The sequence below is a fragment of the Mesorhizobium sp. WSM3879 genome, assembly GCF_002294915.1.
GTDB lineage: Bacteria > Pseudomonadota > Alphaproteobacteria > Rhizobiales > Rhizobiaceae > Mesorhizobium.
Genome location: NZ_NSFZ01000019.1, coordinates 75,037 through 90,590 on the forward strand (window position 1 = coordinate 75,037; position 15,554 = coordinate 90,590).

Consider the following 15,554-nt stretch of genomic DNA (forward strand, 5'->3'; position numbering starts at 1 on the left):
CGGCTCTTAGCGGGTGAGGTCATAGGAATAATCCGTCACGCCAGTCTCGCTCGTCTCGCGATCGAGCTTGTCGAATATCTTGTCGAGGATCGTCGTCAGCACGCGTAAACCGCCCTGGTAGCCCATGAGCGCAAAGCGATGGTGATGGTGCCGATCGAAGATTGGAAACGTCAGCCGGATCAGCGGCGTGCCGGTATCGCGCTCCAGATACTTGCCGTAGGAATTGCCGATCAGCAGGTCCACCGGCTCTGTATAGAGCAGCGAGCGCATTGCCCAGAGATCCTTGCCCGCCCAGACCTGCGCATCCTGGCCGAAGGGCGAGGATGCAAGCAATTCCTTCATCTCGGCCTCCCAGGCCGATGTGCCGTTGGTCGCGAGGCAATGTGTCGGCTCGCCGCCGGTCTCCATGACGAAGCGGGCCATGGCGTAGACGAAGTCCGGATCCCCATAGATTGCGTACTTCTTACCGTGCAGCCATGACTGGCTGTCGGCCATCGCGTCAACCAGTCGGCCGCGCTCCATCCGGATGGTCTCGGGAATCTGCTTGCCGGAAATCGCCGAGACCTTCATCAGTAACTCGTCGGTCGCCTTGACACCTAGTGGATAGCGGAAGGACGCCGTCGCCTGCCCGACCTCGCCGCAATATTCCAGCGTCTTTCGGGTGTTGTAATGCTGCAGCGACAGCGTCGCCTCCGCGTTGAGTGCCCCTTTCACGTCTGCGATCTTTGTGCCGCCGTCATACATGCGGTATTCGCCGTCCGACGGTGTGTCGAACTGGTCGGAAGCGTCTTGAATGAAGGTATAGGTGATACCCATCAGGTCGAGGAGGCGCTTGAGTTCCCGGTTGTTTCCGACGCAGAATCCGTCGAAGCCTGGAATGATGTTGATGGTGCCATCTATTTGGGAGCGCTCGCTGCCCTTCCAGAAATGCTCCAGCACACCCTTGACCATGCCGTCATAGCCATCGACATGGCTGCCGACGAAGGCAGGCGTATGAGCGAAAGGCACGTCGAAGTCGCCCGGGACCGAGCCTTCGTTTTTGGCGTTCTCGATGAAGCTGCGCAGGTCGTCGCCAATGACTTCAGCCATGCAGGTGGTCGAGACGGCGATCATCTTGGGGTCGTAGAGCTTGTAGGTATTGGCGAGCCCGTCAACCATGTTCTTTAGGCCGCCAAACACGGCCGCGTCCTCGGTCATCGAGGAGGAAACCGCTGACGACGGCTCCTTGAAATGTCGCGACAGATGCGAGCGGTAGTAGGCAACGCAGCCCTGGCTACCGTGGACGAAAGACATGGTCCGCTCGAACCCCGCGGCCGCGAATACCGCGCCGAGCGGCTGGCATGCCTTGGCGGGGTTTATGACAAGCGCCTCGCGAGCGAGGTTCTTTTCGCGGTATTCCCAAGTCTTGGTCAATTCGCGTTGATCCGCGACGATCTGATCAGGGTGCGGACATTCGAAATTCAGTTTCTTCTCGGCAAGCATATGTTTGTATTCCGGCTCGCGGAACAGGGGGGCGTGGTCGAGAACTTTTTCGGCCGATTGCGGCATGGTGGTCACCTTTCCATCTGGCTGCGCCAAGCGGCAGCACAGGGACATCAAGACGTTAAGGGCCTGCCTCGGATCGAGCGCGCCCCAAGCATTTATCGGCCTCCCTGCCTGGCAGGGAGGCCAGTCCTCATTCGGCGGCGAGCGCCGTCGGCGGCGCGTCCTTCATCTTCTTCCACGGCGCGCGGTAGAGGTCCCAGACCGGGTTGTTGATGGCGAGATCCATGTCGCGGGCGAAAATGGCGAAGCCGTCATAGCCGTGATACGGGCCGGAATAGTCCCAAGAGTGCATCTGGCGGAACGGGATGCCCATCTTCTGGACCGGGTACTTCTCCTTGATACCGGAGCCAACGAGATCAGGGCGGATGCCTTCGATGAACTTCTCCAGCTCGTAACCGGTGACGTCGTCATAGACGAGCGTGCCATTTTTCACGTAATGGCCGGTGCGCTGATAGTCGTCGTTGTGGGCGAATTCGTAGCCGGTACCAACGATCACCATGCCGAGGTCCTCGTAAGCAGTGATGACGTGGCGTGGGCGCAAGCCGCCGACATAAAGCATCACCGTCCTGCCTTCCAGGCGCGGTCGGTACTTGGCGATGACGGCATCGACCAAGGGCCGGTACTTGGCGATGACCTTTTCGGTCTTCTTCTCGATTTCCGGGCCGAAATGCTTGGCGATGTTGCGCAGAGAAGTTTCGATCTGGGAGGGGCCGAAGAAGTTATATTCCATCCAGGCGATCCCGTACTTTTCCTCCATGTGCCGGCAGATGTAGTTCATCGACCGGTAGCAGTGGATCAAATTGAGCTTGGCCTTGGGCGCGCGCTCTATCTCGGCGAGCGTGGCGTCGCCCGACCAGTTGCCGACCACCCGAAGGCCAATCTCCTCGAGCAGGATACGCGACGCCCAGGCATCGCCGCCAATGTTGTAGTCGCCGACGACGTTGACGTCGTATGGGCCGGACTCGAACTCGACATCTTCCTTGCCGAAGACCCAATCGCGGATCGCATCATTTGCAATGTGGTGGCCGAGCGATTGTGAAACGCCGCGGAAACCTTCGCAGCGCACCGGTACAATCGTCTTCTCGTGCTCTTTGGCCTTCTTGCGCGACACTGCCTCGATATCGTCCCCGATCAGGCCGATCGGGCATTCGGACTGCACCGAGATGCCGCCATTGAGCGGAAACAGGTCCTCGATCTCGTCGATGATCTTTTCCAGCTTCTTGTCGCCGCCGAAGACGATGTCCTTCTCCTGGAAGTCGGAGGTGAACTGCATTGTCACGAACGTGTCGATGCCGGTCGTGCCGACATAATAGTTGCGGCGTTGCGACCAGGAATATTGCCCACAGCCGACCGGCCCGTGCGAGACGTGGACCATATCCTTGACCGGACCCCACACCACGCCCTTGGAGCCGGCATAGGCGCAGCCCCGAATTGTCATCACGCCCGGAATGGATTTGATGTTCGATTTGACGTCGCATTCGGAAAGGCCCTTGTCCTCCGCTGAGGCCTCGTCCTTGCTCATTGCGACACCGAGGTGCTTCTTGCGACGCTTCGCCGCCTTGTCTGGATATTGCGACAGCACGTCTTCGATAAGCTTCGCATGCAAGGCGCCGTCATTCTCATAGTCGAGGCCCATGGGACCTGCCCCTTTCAAGGTTCGGGTAACGCCTCGCCAACGAGGCCTTGTTTCGCAGAAAGGGGCGCCAGGTCATGGTCGGCGCCCCTGTTGGTAGCGGGGTTACTGAACGACGGACAGTTTCGCTTCCTTGGCCTGAAGCTCGGCAAGCATTTGCTCGTCGCTCTTCATGATGCCGAAGTCGAGCAGCATGTCCTCGAGCTCCTCCATGGTGATTGGGGTCGGGATGGTGCCCTGGCCCGAATTGAGATGGATCTTCTCGGCCAACGCGCGGTACTCCCCTGCCTGTTTGGAGTCCGGCGCGTACTGGATTACCGTCATCTTCCTCAGTTCGGCGTGCTGGACGATGTTGTCGCGCGGCACGAAATGGATGAGCTTGGAATTGAGCCTGGCGGCCAGCGCTTCGGAGAGGTCGAGCTCGCGGTCGGTCTGGCGCTCGTTGCAGATCAGCCCGCCGAGCCGCACGCCGCCCGAATGGGCGTATTTTAGGATACCCTTGGCGATGTTGTTGGCGGCATAGAGCGCCATCATCTCGCCCGACATGACGATGTAGATTTCCTGAGCCTTGTTTTCCCGGATCGGCATTGCGAAGCCGCCGCACACCACGTCGCCCAGCACGTCGTAGGAGACATAGTCGACATTGTCATAGGCGCCGTTCTCCTCAAGGAAGTTGATCGAGGTGATGACGCCGCGGCCGGCGCAGCCGACACCCGGCTCAGGCCCGCCGGACTCCACGCACTTGATGTCTTTGTAGCCGATCTTGAGCACGTCCTCGAGTTCGAGGTCCTCCACAGAACCTTCCTCGGCGGCGAGATGCAGAACCGTGTCCTGCGCCTTTGCGTTCAGGATCAGGCGGGTAGAGTCGGCTTTGGGGTCGCAGCCGACGATGAGGATCTTCTGTCCGAGGTCGACCAGGGCAGCGAGCGTATTTTGAGAGGTGGTGGACTTGCCGATGCCTCCCTTTCCGTAGAATGCGATCTGACGCAGACCTGACATGTTGCTTCCTTCCTTCTTTCCATCCATAGCGGCTACCCGCGACTTGAAGTCCGGTCGGCAGAATCCGGCGCCTCGCACAGATCGTCTCAAAACTCGTGCCAATTTGTCCGGCTGGATCGAAAAAGAAATTTTATGATTGCTTTTCAGCTATTTAACATTTGGCGAAAATATTAAATTGGCTAAATAAACTTATGTCGCAGGCCCGACAAAGGCGACAGGAGCTGTCGATGGCGTTACTCGCGACCGCTATTGAACCGTAAGGGAGGAAGGCAACCACCCCATCTGCCAAGCCACCGGCAGGCGTTTTCTTAGGCGACGCGCCAGTTGCAAAGTCCAGCGCCGTCGCGTCGGCCAGCCCCAACCGAGTTTTGGCAGGATCTTTGTCGAATAGGCCGGCATGCGTTCACCTGTCATACCGAATCGGCTCGGCTACGACATAAAGACACGCTAACGCCTGCTGCCGATCCGATCGGACATCTGAAGGTGGCAGTCGCGTGGCGATAAAAGCCTTATCGCCTTCCCAGGGAGTTTGCTGGAGCACCTTCTGTAGGTCGTGCCCCCCGCGTGGTGTAGCTCGGCGGTTACGAAGCCGCTCGCGAGCGCGCCCTCAACAGCGCTGGAGCGAGCGAGCGGCGAAGCCGCGGCGCATGGCCGAGAAGGCGCGGCATGGTCTGGGTCAATGAAGGCCTCATCACCACGCCTGAGGCGCCGTTCGGCGGCGTCAAGGAATCGGGCCTCGGCAAGGAAGGCGGACATCAAGGCATCGAGGACTATCTCGACACCAAATATGTCTGCATCGGCGGACTTGGTCTCTAGCGTCGCCGGCTTTGCTGTCATTGAGGCGGAAGCTTCGGGCGTTGTCGCAGGCCGTCATCGGCGACATAATCCACACCGGTGCGCGGCGATGAGCTGATCCGCTCCCGCAACGTCGTTACAGCTGGAGCTGGAAAACGGCCACCCAGCTTTCAGCCGCGCTAGACATCATCGTCCGCCCGATGCGCCGTTCGCCAAGGCACTGCTGCGGAAACGCCCATCTCGGTGCGCGATTGTGTAGCCCTGTCGTTTACGTCGACATTGCCTATCGCGGAGCGTACCCGCGACGGCAGCTTGGGCCATCCTTCGTTCAAAATTGTCGCTGGCATTCAGTGAGGTGGGCCGGGGAGTTCGAGGAGCGCGTACGCTATCTCGTCCTCGGTCCCAGCCAGATTCCGCAGCGCGCTCAGCCAATTCCTGCAAGGCCGGTTCCAAGGCGAGCTGATATTGAAGGCTGCGCTCCGGATGCGGCCGGGCAGCTTGGGTCCACGATTGCAATCCTTGATCGCTTCTTTGCAGGCCATGGGCTCTCGCCGCTCTCCCTTACCCAGACGGGGCGCGCCAGCTCACGTGTTGTTGTTGGTGTGCGCCCCCGGCAACCAGGCCGATCACCTCTTCCTCGATCGCCTTGCCCTGGTCGACCGCCGAGAGCAGATCCGTCAGCAGGTTGTCGCCCGGATCCTGGCGCTTGTCCCACATCTTGCAGCGAATGTAGGCGCGCAGTTCTTCCCAGGCCAGGCGAGACGCGCTGCGCGGACCGCTTTCATGCTGGTGCGTCGTCACCTCGTCGGACAGCCCGGCGAAAAAGGCGTGATCCTCATAGAGCACGCCAATCAGTGCACTGATGACCATGGCCGGAAGCGGAAAGGAGAAGTGGCGCCTCAGGTCGGCGGGCTGGGGCTGGACAGCTAACGTGTCGAACAACTCCGCGGCGATCGCCTCGACCTGTTGCGCGAGCAGCTTCACCCTGCGGTTGCTGAAGGCCGGCGCCACGATCGTACGTAACCGATCGTGCTCGCCCCCCTCGTGCGAGACCAGCCACCCCGGCGAACCGAGAATCACCGAATCCGGGGTGAATGCCGCCGGCGGCATTCCCGCGGGCCGGAACGCCGCGTCGGACAGCGCCGCCTTGGCCTCGTCGTAGCCTGTCACCCACCAGCCTTCGTGCCCGGACGGGAAGCGCACGCGGTGGATCGGACCGTTGGTGCGTAACGCCAACATCTCGGGCGAGGGCTCGATGTGATCGACGCGCCACATCGCAGCGTCGGCAAGGGGTGTTCGGGCATGGTGGCACTTCACTCTCTAAGCGACGGAAGGGCGGAAGCTGACCGGCCACTTTCACAAGGATATGCGCCCGCCATATCAAGATACGCCGGAAAGGTGACGACAAAGCAGGCGCCGGCGCCGGAGGGCGATTCGTGGTGCACGGTTGCGCCGTGACGCAATGCGATCTTACGCACCAGCGACAGGCCGAGGCCCCAGCCGCCGGCCGTCTCGCTGCTGCCCTGTGGCCGGAAGAAGGGCTCGAAGACACGCTCACCGGTTCCTTCCGGCAGGCCCGGCCCGTGATCGCACACCTTGAGCACCACCGAACCGCCTTCGATCCCCACATGCGCGCTAACCGGCGGGCGGCCATGTCTCTGCGCGTTCTGCATGAGATTGCGAACTAGCCGCATGAGCAGCTTCGGGTCTCCCACGACGACGCCAGGTTCGCCTGAGACGTCGACGCCGAAGCGTGCGCCTTTTTCGGCCGTTAGCGCCAGTAGATCCACCGGCTCTACCTGCTCCAGCTTCTCGATGTGGTCGAGCCGGCTGGCAAGCAAGATTTCCTCCACCAGCGCATCGAGTTCGGCGAGGTTGCGCACGATCTCATCGCGCATCGGGCCGCTTTGTTCGTTGGCGATGAGGTCGATCGCCACGCGCAGCCGCGCAAGCGGCGAGCGCAACTCGTGGCTGGCATTGGCAAGCAGCGAGCTATGCGCGGCAAGCAGCCGCTCGATCTGCTCGGCGGCGCGGTTGAAGCTCGCCGCCACCGCCGCCACCTCGTCACTACCGCGCACGGCGACGCGCGTGTCGAGAGCGCCTGCGCCCCAGCGATCCGCGCCCTTGCGCAATGCCTCAAGGCGGCGTGTGAGATGACGCACGACTGGAAAGGCGACAAGCCCTATCACCGCGGCGATCAGCGCGAAAAAGCCTGCCGGGCCGAACGCGGCACTTTCGAGTTCCTGGCCCACCTCTACGAAGATCGCGCTGGCGATCGTCACTGCAGCGAGGCTGATGAGCACGGTGAGATAGATCTTGACGAAAAGGCTGTTGCGCATGGCTTATCTGTCATCGTCCTGGCAACGGGCAAAGACATAGCCTACGCCGCGTACCGTAATGATGCGGCGAGGATCTTTCGGATCTGTCTCGATCGCGGCGCGGATGCGCGAGACATGCACGTCAATCGACCGGTCAAACGCTTCGCCCTTGACAATGTCCATGAGCTGCTCGCGCGACAGCGTGCGCCCGGGACTTTCGGCGAACGCCACCAAGAGATCGAACTGATAGCTGGTCATCGGGCAGTCGCGCCCCTCGACGCGGGCCGAACGCGAGGCAGGGTCGATTTCCAGCCGTCCGAAGCGCATGATGCGCGGCGAGGTGTTCGCGCCGGCGTTACGGCGGCGCAGGATGGCCTTCAACCGCGCCAGCAACTCCCGCGAATTGGACGGCTTCGACAGATAATCGTCGGCGCCTATTTCCAGCCCCACGATGCGGTCGGTTTCGCCGCCTCGCGCCGTCAGCATCAGAACCGGCACGTCGGACTTCGCGCGGATGCGCTTGAGCGCCTCGAAGCCGTCCATGTCAGGCAGCATGACATCGAGAACCACGGCATCGGGCGACAGCCGCGCGATCTCGGCAAGGCCTGCGCCCGCCGTATCCGCCGTTACCACACGAAGACCGTTGCCCGTCAGATATTCCGCGACCATGGCGGACAGGCGCTTATCGTCGTCGATGATGAGAACCTGGTCCGCCATGCTCGTTTGTCTGCTCCGATTCGAACCTGTGCCGGTACAGAGCTTACCAGCGTCGGTGGCTGCGATCCTAGAAGAGTTCGAACAGCTCCGCCCGCTGCTCGGCCGTCAGCACCGCGGCTGCGTCGAGCAGCGCCGTCGTCAGCTTGCGCGAGGCCTCGTCGACCGCCGCGACGCGCTCAGCGCGCAGCTCCTCCGCCGCCTCGCGGTCGAGGGTTGCGGCGCCGAGCAGCTTGGCGAAATCGTCTTGCGCGTGGTGGAAGCCGCGTATGATCGGGCGGACATCGTGATCGAGCTTGTCCATGATCGCCTCCAACTTGTCTTCCTGCTCGGGTGTGATGTCGATATCATCGAGCATGCACTCTAAGTGATGCCTCAACCCAATTTCGTAGCTGAAGTTGGCCTGCATGTGCATGTCGGGTCCGCCGTGGCCCCCGTCCATGCCGAAGCGCTGCATGCGCCCGCAATCCTGGCTGAGCGCGCCAGTGACGCCGACGGCGGCAAGCGCTACTATCGCAATGCCGCCTATGGCGATGCGCTTGCCCCAGCCCTTCTTCTGCGTGGTGTCGTGATCGTACGTCATGATGGTCCTTTCGCTACTGCGGCATCTCTGCCGCGACTGGGCCAATCTGAGAGCCCAATGTTTCGGCTGTTGCGGGCGAATGTAAAGTTGTGTGAAGCCGGCAAGGCGATATTGCGGCGGGAAGCGCGGGAGTGCCGCGGAAGGTTCTCCACCCTACCTGAAACCCTGGGTCTTGAGCTCGATCTGATCGATGAGCCGTGAGGATCAATCTCTACGGTCTGGGAACAGGAAGGATGCGCGACGAGCAGACGTTCCAATGATGCGTCTTTGAGCGGCTACGTTTGGGGCCGTTGATCGGGATAGGGGGACGCCTCGCCGCGCCGACCCTCCCACACCACGGATACACGGATCACGTCCCAGGGCGGGTCGACCGGATTAAGCTCAGACAGATAGTGTCCTGAAGGTTCTGCAAAAAGTTCTGGAGAGAGACCAGCCCTTGCCCTGAGGCGAGGCGGCCATGGCACGCTGGTGACGTTGCGATCACCGATTCCCGTGGAAGGGTAAGTGCCATGACCAATCGAGAAATTAGACTGAGCAGAGGCGAGTTGAAAGCGTTGCTGTTGTCAGATGAGGACGGCTTTCGCAAGGTATTGCAGACTGTCGTGCAGGAGGCTTTGGTAGCCGAGATGACGGAGGCGATCGGGGTAGGCGAGCGGACGACGAAGCGGGTTGGTTAACGGTCCGGCTATTACGAACGCAAGCTTGTGACGCGGGTTGGCGTGCTGGAGCTCCGGGTTCCGCAGGATCCGGCCGGCCGGTTCTCGACGGAGTTGTTTGAGCGTTATTAGCGCTCGGAGAAGGCATTGGTGTCGGCGCTGGTCGAGATGTACGTGCAAGGCGTGTCGACCCGGAAGGTGAAGGCGATCACCGAGGAGCTGTGCGGCCATTCCTTCTCGGCCTCGACGGTAAGCCAGGCGACGGCGCGGCTGGATGAAGCCCTGAAGGCGTCCTTTGAGCAGCGGCCTGCCGAACCTTACCCGTACCTCATTCTGGATGCGCGCTATGAGCGGGCGCGCGAAGCCGGCGTGATCGCCAGCCAGGCGGTGCTGGTGGCGATCGAGGTCGACTGGGAGGGCCGGCGCCAGGTGCTCGGTGTCGATCTGGCCAACCGGGAAAGCCATTCGAGCTGGCGCGCGTTCGTGGCAGGGCTCAAGCAGCGCGGGCTCGCCGGCGTCGAGTTCGTCGTCTCCGACGACCATCCGGGGCTCAGGGCGGCGATCCGCGAAGTCCTGCCCAAGGCAGTCTGGCAGCGCTGTTACGTACATTATGGCCGATGTCCGGATTATGCCGACCTTGGGGGTGGATGTCGGCTTCGGAGGCGGCGATCGCTGCTATGGGGTCGGCATAATCACCGGCGGTCTGACGGATCGTGCAAACTCTTCTTCTTGTTTCCAAAGAAGGGGATGCTTTCATGTCAATCGATCCGGTTCGCGTTCGCGTCCAGGGCCCGCTTGCCCCGTTTGCGGCTGGGTTTGCCGGCGAACTCGCCCGACAAGGCTATACGCTGCTTTCCGCTCGCGAGCAGATGCGGCTGGGCGCGATTGAGCCGCTGGCTCGCATTGGAAGGCATGGACGTGGAGGGACTGGGTGCGAGCGAGGTCGATCGGTTTGTCCGTACCCGTCGTGCCGCTGGCCCGCAACTCCGCTCGATCAAAGCATTGCAGCCCCTGTTGGCCTATTTGCAGTCTCGCGGCGTGGTGCTGCCGTCGCCCCGTGCACCCGACGATCCGGCAGATCAGCTGCTGGAACGATACCAACGCTATCTGGCGATTGAGCGCGGTTGGGGGTAGCGACCGCCGATGTCTATGCCCGGATGGTGCGCCCCTTTCTGCGTCATCGATTGTCGTCCGACGGGCGTGCCCTGGACCTTGCGGGTTTGGCCGCGACCGACGCCGTCACCTTTGTCGTGGCACGTTCCCCTCAGCTGAGCCGCGGCGCGGCAAGCCTGACTGTAACGGCGCTGCGGTCGCTGCTCACGTTCCTTCATGTCGATGGTCTCATCGCGCGATCTCTTGCCGCTTGCGTGCCCTCGGTCGCCGGTCGGCGATTGGCTGGGTTGCCAAGGGACTGGATTGCGACCAGGTTCAGCGCCTGCTGACGTCCTGCGGCCGCGATACGTCGAACGGCTGCCGCGACTTCGCGGTCCTGACTATGTTGGTTCGTCTCGGCTTGCGGGCGGGGGAAGTCGCCAAGCTCAAGCTTGACGACCTGGATTGGCGGACCGGTGAGATTCTCGTACGGGGCAAAGGAAGCTGCATCGAACACCTTCCCTTGCCGGCCGATGTCGGCGAAGCGGTGGCGGCCTATCTGCGCCACGGCCGTCCCCGGACCGCCCAGGGCCGGACAGTATTTGTGCGAGTCAGGGCGCCCCACGATGCCCTCACAAGCGCTGGCGTGTCGCAAATCGTGGCCGCCGCCGATTGCCGCACCGGGCTCGGCCGGATCCACGCCCACGCCTGCGCCATACGGCGGCGTCGGCGATGTTGCGCGCCGGCGCGTCGAACGGAGGTCGGGCAGGTCCTGCGTCATCGCCGCGCCCTGACAACGGCGATCTATGCCAAGGTTGATCGCGAAGCCCTGCGAACGATCGCCCGCCCTTGGCCGGGAGAGGTGGCATGAGCGCCTTCGCCAGGCCCTGGCCGATTACCTGGCCATGCGTCGCGCCCTCGGCTACACGCTTGTTCGGTCCGAGAAGCTTCTTGCCCAGTTCCTCACCTATCTCGAGGCGCAAGGCGAAGACCACCTGACCACCAAGACGGCCCTCGCTTGGGCGATGCTGCCGGCAGGCGCGGATCGAAGCTGGATGTCGGCGCGACTTTCCGTCGTTCGCCGCTTTGCGACCCATCTGGGCGGGATCGAGCCGGCAACCGAGGTGCCGCCGTGTGATCTGCTGCCGGGGCGATCTTGCCGAGCGACGCCCTACCTCTATTCGCAGGAGGACGTCATCGCCTTGATGACGGCAACCGCGGCCTTGCGCACGCCGCATCGGGAAGCAACCTACCGGACCCTGATCGGCTTGCTGGCCGTGACCGGAATGCGGGTTGGAGAAGCGATCGGCCTGGACCGCGACGACTTCGATGCGGTCGGCGGCGGCCTCACCATTCGGCGCGGAAAGTCCGGAAATTCCCGCTTGGCGTTACATCCGAGCACTGTTGCGGCCCTCGGCAATTATCTGCGCCGGCGCGATCGACCCCGCCGGCCGCCGAACACGCCGGCCCTGTTCGTCTCACCGGCCGGCACGAGGCTGCTCTATGTGAACGTTCAAAACACGTTCCAGAAGCTCGTCTGTCGCGTCGGCATCGCCCCCCGCTCGGCAGGTTGCCGACCACGGCTCCACGACCTGCGGCACGCGTTTGCTAAAGACGCTTGAGCGGGAGCGGCTGACCCATCAGACGGTTCGCTATCATCTCCTTGCGGAATGCGAGATCGAAGGCATCGTCGTTGCGCAGCAGGTCCTGGTAGTCTCCGTAGGGACCGCTGAGGAAATAGATCAGCCAGACCGAGCCAAACCCAGCGCTCTGCGCGGGTAGGCCAAGGCGATCGATAATGCCGTCCAGCTCCGCTCGCATGAAAGCGCCAAGTGCGAAAAGACGTTCATAGAAGCGCGATATTGTTATCTCCGCATGCGTGTCCGAGTTGTCTATCTCGGCGATCACGTCGGCCTCCACCTAACCTTGCCGAGTGGGGAAGTGCTCGTGGCCAAGGATTCAAACCGTCAGGACGCGGGATACCCGGCTGGCGAGAGCGCAGATCGGAATCCGGCCGACGGTGTAGAGCTGCCGCGCGACAAGGCAAGCTGCGGCAAAGCTCGAGCCGATTCTGATCACCACAAAGGCGTCATCAACATCCTGACCGGCGGGCCGGCGAGATCGGCGACGAGATCTGCGCCAACCCGCTGGTCAAGAAGATCACCTTCACCGGCTCGACCGAGGTCGGCAAGATCCTGATCCAGAAGTCGTCCGTCACCGTCAAGAAGGTGTCGATGGAACTCGGCGGCAACGCGCCGTTCCTGGTCTTCGACGACGCCGATTCGAGCGCGCGGACCCGGAATGCGCGGCTTGCCGCAATCCGGTCGTTGTTCCGGTTCGCCGCCCTTCGTTACCCCGAGTACGCCGCGACAATCGAACGGGTGCTCGCGATTCCGCCTAAGCGTTTTGAGCGACAGCTTGTGACGTTCCTGACGGAGGAGGAACTCGATGTATTGCTGTCCGCCCCCGCGCGGTCGACCTACGCCTTGCTTCGGCTCGCCGCCCAAACCGGCCTGCGGGCGTCCGAACTGATCGGCCTTCACTGCGCCGATATCCATCTCGGTTCCGGCGCTCATGTCAGCTGTATCGGAAAGGGGCGAAAGCAGCGGATCACACCCCTTACCTCCAACATGGCCGCCGTGCTGCGCGTCGGGCTGGCCGAACGTGCCGGGCAGCCGGCCGATCCCCTCTTCCCTACACAGACCGGCAGGATGATCAGCCGCGACGCTCTCGAGCACCGGCTCGCGAGGTATGTCGAAATCGCTGCCAGAAACTGTCCGTCGCTGCAGCGGAAAAGGGTCAAACTGCACACCTTGCGTCATACCGCGGCAATGCGACTGCTGCGTGCCGGCGTCGACACCTCGGTGATCGCGCTGTGGCTTGGCCACGAACAGATCGAGACCACCCACATCTACTTGCACGCCGATCTGGAACTTAAAGAACGCACCCTGGCGAAAACCACGCCGGCCAACACGGCGCCAGGACGCTACAGACCGCCCGACAAGCTTCTCGCTTTCCTCGAGGCGCTCTGATTATGCCGACCCCATCGCAGCGATCACCGCCTCCGAAGCCGACATCCACCCCCAAGGTCGGCATAATCCGGACATCGGCATAATGGACCTTATGCCGACGTCGGCATAACGTGCATTTTATGCGCAACGTGCTGGCGCATGCCGGCAAGAGCGGCGCCGGGTCGTCTCGGCCTTCATCGCCACCGCGTTTGCCCAGTAGACGGCCGAGGCCGCAAGCGTGCAATGGCGCGCCGTTGCCGATCAGATCCGGCCGAAGGTACCGAAGCTCGCCGCCATCATGGATGAAGCCGAACACGATGTCCTCGCCTACATGACCTTTCCGAACGAGCACCGCGTCAAGCTTCACTCGATCAACCCGATCGAGCGGCTCAACGGCGAGATCAAGCGGAGGACGGAGGTCGTCGGCATCTTTCCCAATGACGATGCCATTGTCCGCCTCGTCGGCGCCCTGCTGCTTGAACAGAATGATGAATGGGCCGTGCAGCGGGCGCGCCACATGACCCTTGAGACCATCAGTCAGAAGAGCGATGATCCGCTCATCAGCCTGCCGGCAGTGGCGCGCTGATCATTCCGGCCCACGCCGGAGAGCACGGAGATCAAGGCCGTCAGCTACACCACGTCCGTGGACACGATCCTTCTGTATCGGGATATTAGTCAAACCTAGCACCAGAATATAAGATGGTTTTGCGGTGTCGTTGTCGCCGAGCGTTCGCTACAACTTCGCAACAGCTACATGCAAACGGATCCGTTGCGCGATGCCCAATTCATACTTACCAAGACCTTGATGCACACGTTCCGTTCCGCTGGCGTCTCTCCTGCTCTCAATTGCCCATGTTCGGTGACCGGCCTTTGCTCGGTTTCTGCCACGGCCAGTCGAAGGCTAGGCCAGGCGCTTGGTGCCCCGTAAGATAGAAAGCGAGTCTTTCTAACCAAATTGGATTGTCATTGGGCAAAGGCCTTGCCCAGCGCCGAAATAGCAGCGGGCGTTCACGAAGCATGGCTGAGGGCTGCCACGGGGCCTGACTTGAAGGCGCCCATCCGACCCTGCTTTCTTTGAGGCGGTTCGGGGGAGAGTTTTGGGCCAGGACCGACGTGTTGTGGGGTCGCGACTACTCCGGCGCTGACTGCAAACTGTCCGCCACCTCAGTCTGGCGGTGGAGTCCGTTCGGTGATTTGCCGAAGGCCTTTGAAATGGCTTGAGCCAAAACTTTGCAGTTTCCCGGGTTCGCCACCATGCTCTCGTGACCGCCTGGAACCGGCACGGTATGAATGGCCGACGCATCCAAAACCCGGTCCCATCCCCGCATTGGCGACGTTGCGTATTGGTCTGTGGAGTTCTTGGCGCGTTCCCTTCGGGGAAGGTTAGTTTCAGTGGCATAAAACTGGTGTATTGTTACCGGCAAGGATGGAGGTTCATACCCCTGCAGCGCTACATGAAACCGAGCAATTTTTTTATAAATCACCGCATCGTTTTGCAGATCACGATTTAACGGGATCGCTCCGATTTGCTGCGCTTTCTCGAGCAGCTGGGCGATCGAGCTTTGTTCAGCGAAACGTTCGAGCTCTGCAAAGCGCTCGTCGTCCAAGCATTCGAGGCTTTCCAGAACCAGTTCGTTGGCGATTTGGTTGGATGACATGGTCGAGCCATTTGCAGGTAGCGCAACATCGATGAAGGCCAAGAACGAGACAGCTTCGCCTAACCTCCACAGGTGCGACGCAATTGCGTAGGCCAATATTCCGCCTGAAGAATACGCTGCGAGGCGATACGGCCCCGTCGGCTGGATTTCTTTCATCACCCCGATCGCCTGCGAGGCCATTTCTTCAAGAGTCGGGGAACACAATTCATTGAAATCCGGCCATGGTACCGCATAGACGGGACAGTCTATGTCCATTTCGCTTGCCAGCTTGACGGCGTAGGAACAATCGCCCCTCCCCGTCGGAAGAAAAAAGAGCGGCGGTTGCGATCCCGTCGCACGAATGGGGATCACTCCTGAATTGCTCGGCTGTGGTCCCAAATTGCGCTTCAACGCCAGATCCTTCAGAATGGGTGTCCGGAACAGATCGCTGGCGCTGAATTGCAGCCCAAGATTTGAGGCCCCACTCAGCAGCCGCACCGCCAGCAGCGAATGGCCGCCGAGCTCGAAGAAGTGGTCGTGGCGGCCGACCCGATCGAGCCCCAGAAGCTCG

The 15,554-nt window shown here is 61.7% G+C and carries 11 protein-coding genes and 4 pseudogenes; 5 read left to right on the top strand and 10 right to left on the bottom strand.

From position 1 onward, the window contains the following. Positions 1 to 6 precede the first annotated feature (6 nt). From nifK to nifH, 3 genes are all read right to left on the bottom strand, one after another. Positions 7 to 1,548 carry a nitrogenase molybdenum-iron protein subunit beta gene (gene nifK, locus CK218_RS28370; protein ID WP_095829650.1) on the bottom strand — a complete coding sequence of 514 codons (1,542 nt, stop codon included), beginning with the start codon at positions 1,546 to 1,548 and terminating at the stop codon, positions 7 to 9. Between the two features lie 127 nt (positions 1,549 to 1,675). Then, positions 1,676 to 3,181: a nitrogenase molybdenum-iron protein alpha chain gene (nifD, locus tag CK218_RS28375; RefSeq protein WP_095829651.1), complete on the bottom strand. Its 1,506-nt coding sequence runs from the start codon at positions 3,179 to 3,181 to the stop codon at positions 1,676 to 1,678. Between the two features lie 102 nt (positions 3,182 to 3,283). Continuing rightward, the gene (gene nifH, locus CK218_RS28380; RefSeq protein WP_095829660.1) at positions 3,284 to 4,177 is read right to left on the bottom strand and encodes a nitrogenase iron protein; all 894 of its coding nucleotides are present in this window, start codon (positions 4,175 to 4,177) and stop codon (positions 3,284 to 3,286) included. 663 nt (positions 4,178 to 4,840) lie between these two features. On the opposite strand from nifH, the pseudogene CK218_RS28385 reads away from it, so the two are divergent. After that, a pseudogene (locus tag CK218_RS28385) lies at positions 4,841 to 4,993 on the top strand (aldehyde dehydrogenase family protein); the annotation flags it as partial. A gap of 597 nt (positions 4,994 to 5,590) precedes the next feature. Here CK218_RS28385 and CK218_RS28395 read toward each other — a convergent pair. From CK218_RS28395 to CK218_RS28410, 4 genes and pseudogenes are all read right to left on the bottom strand, one after another. After that, positions 5,591 to 6,276: pseudogene (locus CK218_RS28395) on the bottom strand (cytochrome); the annotation flags it as partial. Positions 6,277 to 6,285: 9 nt separating this feature from the next. Continuing rightward, the gene (locus CK218_RS28400) at positions 6,286 to 7,311 is read right to left on the bottom strand and encodes an ATP-binding protein (RefSeq protein ID WP_095780029.1); all 1,026 of its coding nucleotides are present in this window, start codon (positions 7,309 to 7,311) and stop codon (positions 6,286 to 6,288) included. Between the two features lie 3 nt (positions 7,312 to 7,314). Further along, on the bottom strand, positions 7,315 to 8,007 hold the full coding sequence (locus CK218_RS28405) for a response regulator transcription factor (protein WP_095780028.1): 693 nt from the start codon (positions 8,005 to 8,007) through the stop codon (positions 7,315 to 7,317). A 67-nt stretch (positions 8,008 to 8,074) separates the two neighbouring features. Beyond that, on the bottom strand, positions 8,075 to 8,587 hold the full coding sequence (locus CK218_RS28410; RefSeq protein ID WP_095780027.1) for a Spy/CpxP family protein refolding chaperone: 513 nt from the start codon (positions 8,585 to 8,587) through the stop codon (positions 8,075 to 8,077). A 509-nt stretch (positions 8,588 to 9,096) separates the two neighbouring features. Here CK218_RS28410 and CK218_RS31295 point away from each other — a divergent pair. Next, positions 9,097 to 9,861: pseudogene (locus CK218_RS31295) on the top strand (IS256 family transposase); the annotation flags it as partial. A gap of 709 nt (positions 9,862 to 10,570) precedes the next feature. On the opposite strand, the gene CK218_RS31300 reads toward CK218_RS31295, so the two are convergent. After that, on the bottom strand, positions 10,571 to 11,116 hold the full coding sequence (locus CK218_RS31300) for a hypothetical protein (protein ID WP_245435226.1): 546 nt from the start codon (positions 11,114 to 11,116) through the stop codon (positions 10,571 to 10,573). 124 nt (positions 11,117 to 11,240) lie between these two features. On the opposite strand from CK218_RS31300, the gene CK218_RS28425 reads away from it, so the two are divergent. After that, a complete protein-coding gene (locus tag CK218_RS28425; RefSeq protein WP_245435227.1) occupies positions 11,241 to 11,957 on the top strand; it encodes a tyrosine-type recombinase/integrase in 717 nt (238 codons plus the stop codon). Here CK218_RS28425 and CK218_RS28430 read toward each other — a convergent pair. After that, complete coding sequence (locus tag CK218_RS28430; protein ID WP_176477790.1) at positions 11,944 to 12,243, bottom strand: hypothetical protein; 300 nt, start codon at positions 12,241 to 12,243, stop codon at positions 11,944 to 11,946. The two genes, CK218_RS28425 and CK218_RS28430, sit on opposite strands and share 14 nt — an antisense overlap. Before the next feature lie 251 nt (positions 12,244 to 12,494). Here CK218_RS28430 and CK218_RS28435 point away from each other — a divergent pair, with 251 nt between their 5' ends. Both CK218_RS28435 and CK218_RS28440 read left to right on the top strand, forming a co-directional pair. Then, positions 12,495 to 13,367, top strand: a complete 873-nt coding sequence (locus CK218_RS28435) for an aldehyde dehydrogenase family protein (RefSeq protein WP_348628743.1) — start codon at positions 12,495 to 12,497, stop codon at positions 13,365 to 13,367. Positions 13,368 to 13,477: 110 nt separating this feature from the next. Then, a pseudogene (locus CK218_RS28440) lies at positions 13,478 to 13,932 on the top strand (transposase); the annotation flags it as partial. Between the two features lie 544 nt (positions 13,933 to 14,476). Here CK218_RS28440 and CK218_RS28445 read toward each other — a convergent pair. Next, positions 14,477 to 15,554: thioesterase domain-containing protein (locus tag CK218_RS28445; RefSeq protein ID WP_245435228.1), on the bottom strand; the 1,078-nt coding region annotated here is incomplete at its 5' end.

Coding starts and splice junctions, on each gene's coding strand:
- nifK (WP_095829650.1), bottom strand. CDS start 1,548: ATGCCGCAATCGGCCGAAAAAGTTCTCGACCACGCCCCCCTGTTCCGC.
- nifD (WP_095829651.1), bottom strand. CDS start 3,181: ATGGGCCTCGACTATGAGAATGACGGCGCCTTGCATGCGAAGCTTATC.
- nifH (WP_095829660.1), bottom strand. CDS start 4,177: ATGTCAGGTCTGCGTCAGATCGCATTCTACGGAAAGGGAGGCATCGGC.
- CK218_RS28400 (WP_095780029.1), bottom strand. CDS start 7,311: ATGCGCAACAGCCTTTTCGTCAAGATCTATCTCACCGTGCTCATCAGC.
- CK218_RS28405 (WP_095780028.1), bottom strand. CDS start 8,007: ATGGCGGACCAGGTTCTCATCATCGACGACGATAAGCGCCTGTCCGCC.
- CK218_RS28410 (WP_095780027.1), bottom strand. CDS start 8,587: ATGACGTACGATCACGACACCACGCAGAAGAAGGGCTGGGGCAAGCGC.
- CK218_RS31300 (WP_245435226.1), bottom strand. CDS start 11,116: ATGACGCAGGACCTGCCCGACCTCCGTTCGACGCGCCGGCGCGCAACA.
- CK218_RS28425 (WP_245435227.1), top strand. CDS start 11,241: ATGCGTCGCGCCCTCGGCTACACGCTTGTTCGGTCCGAGAAGCTTCTT.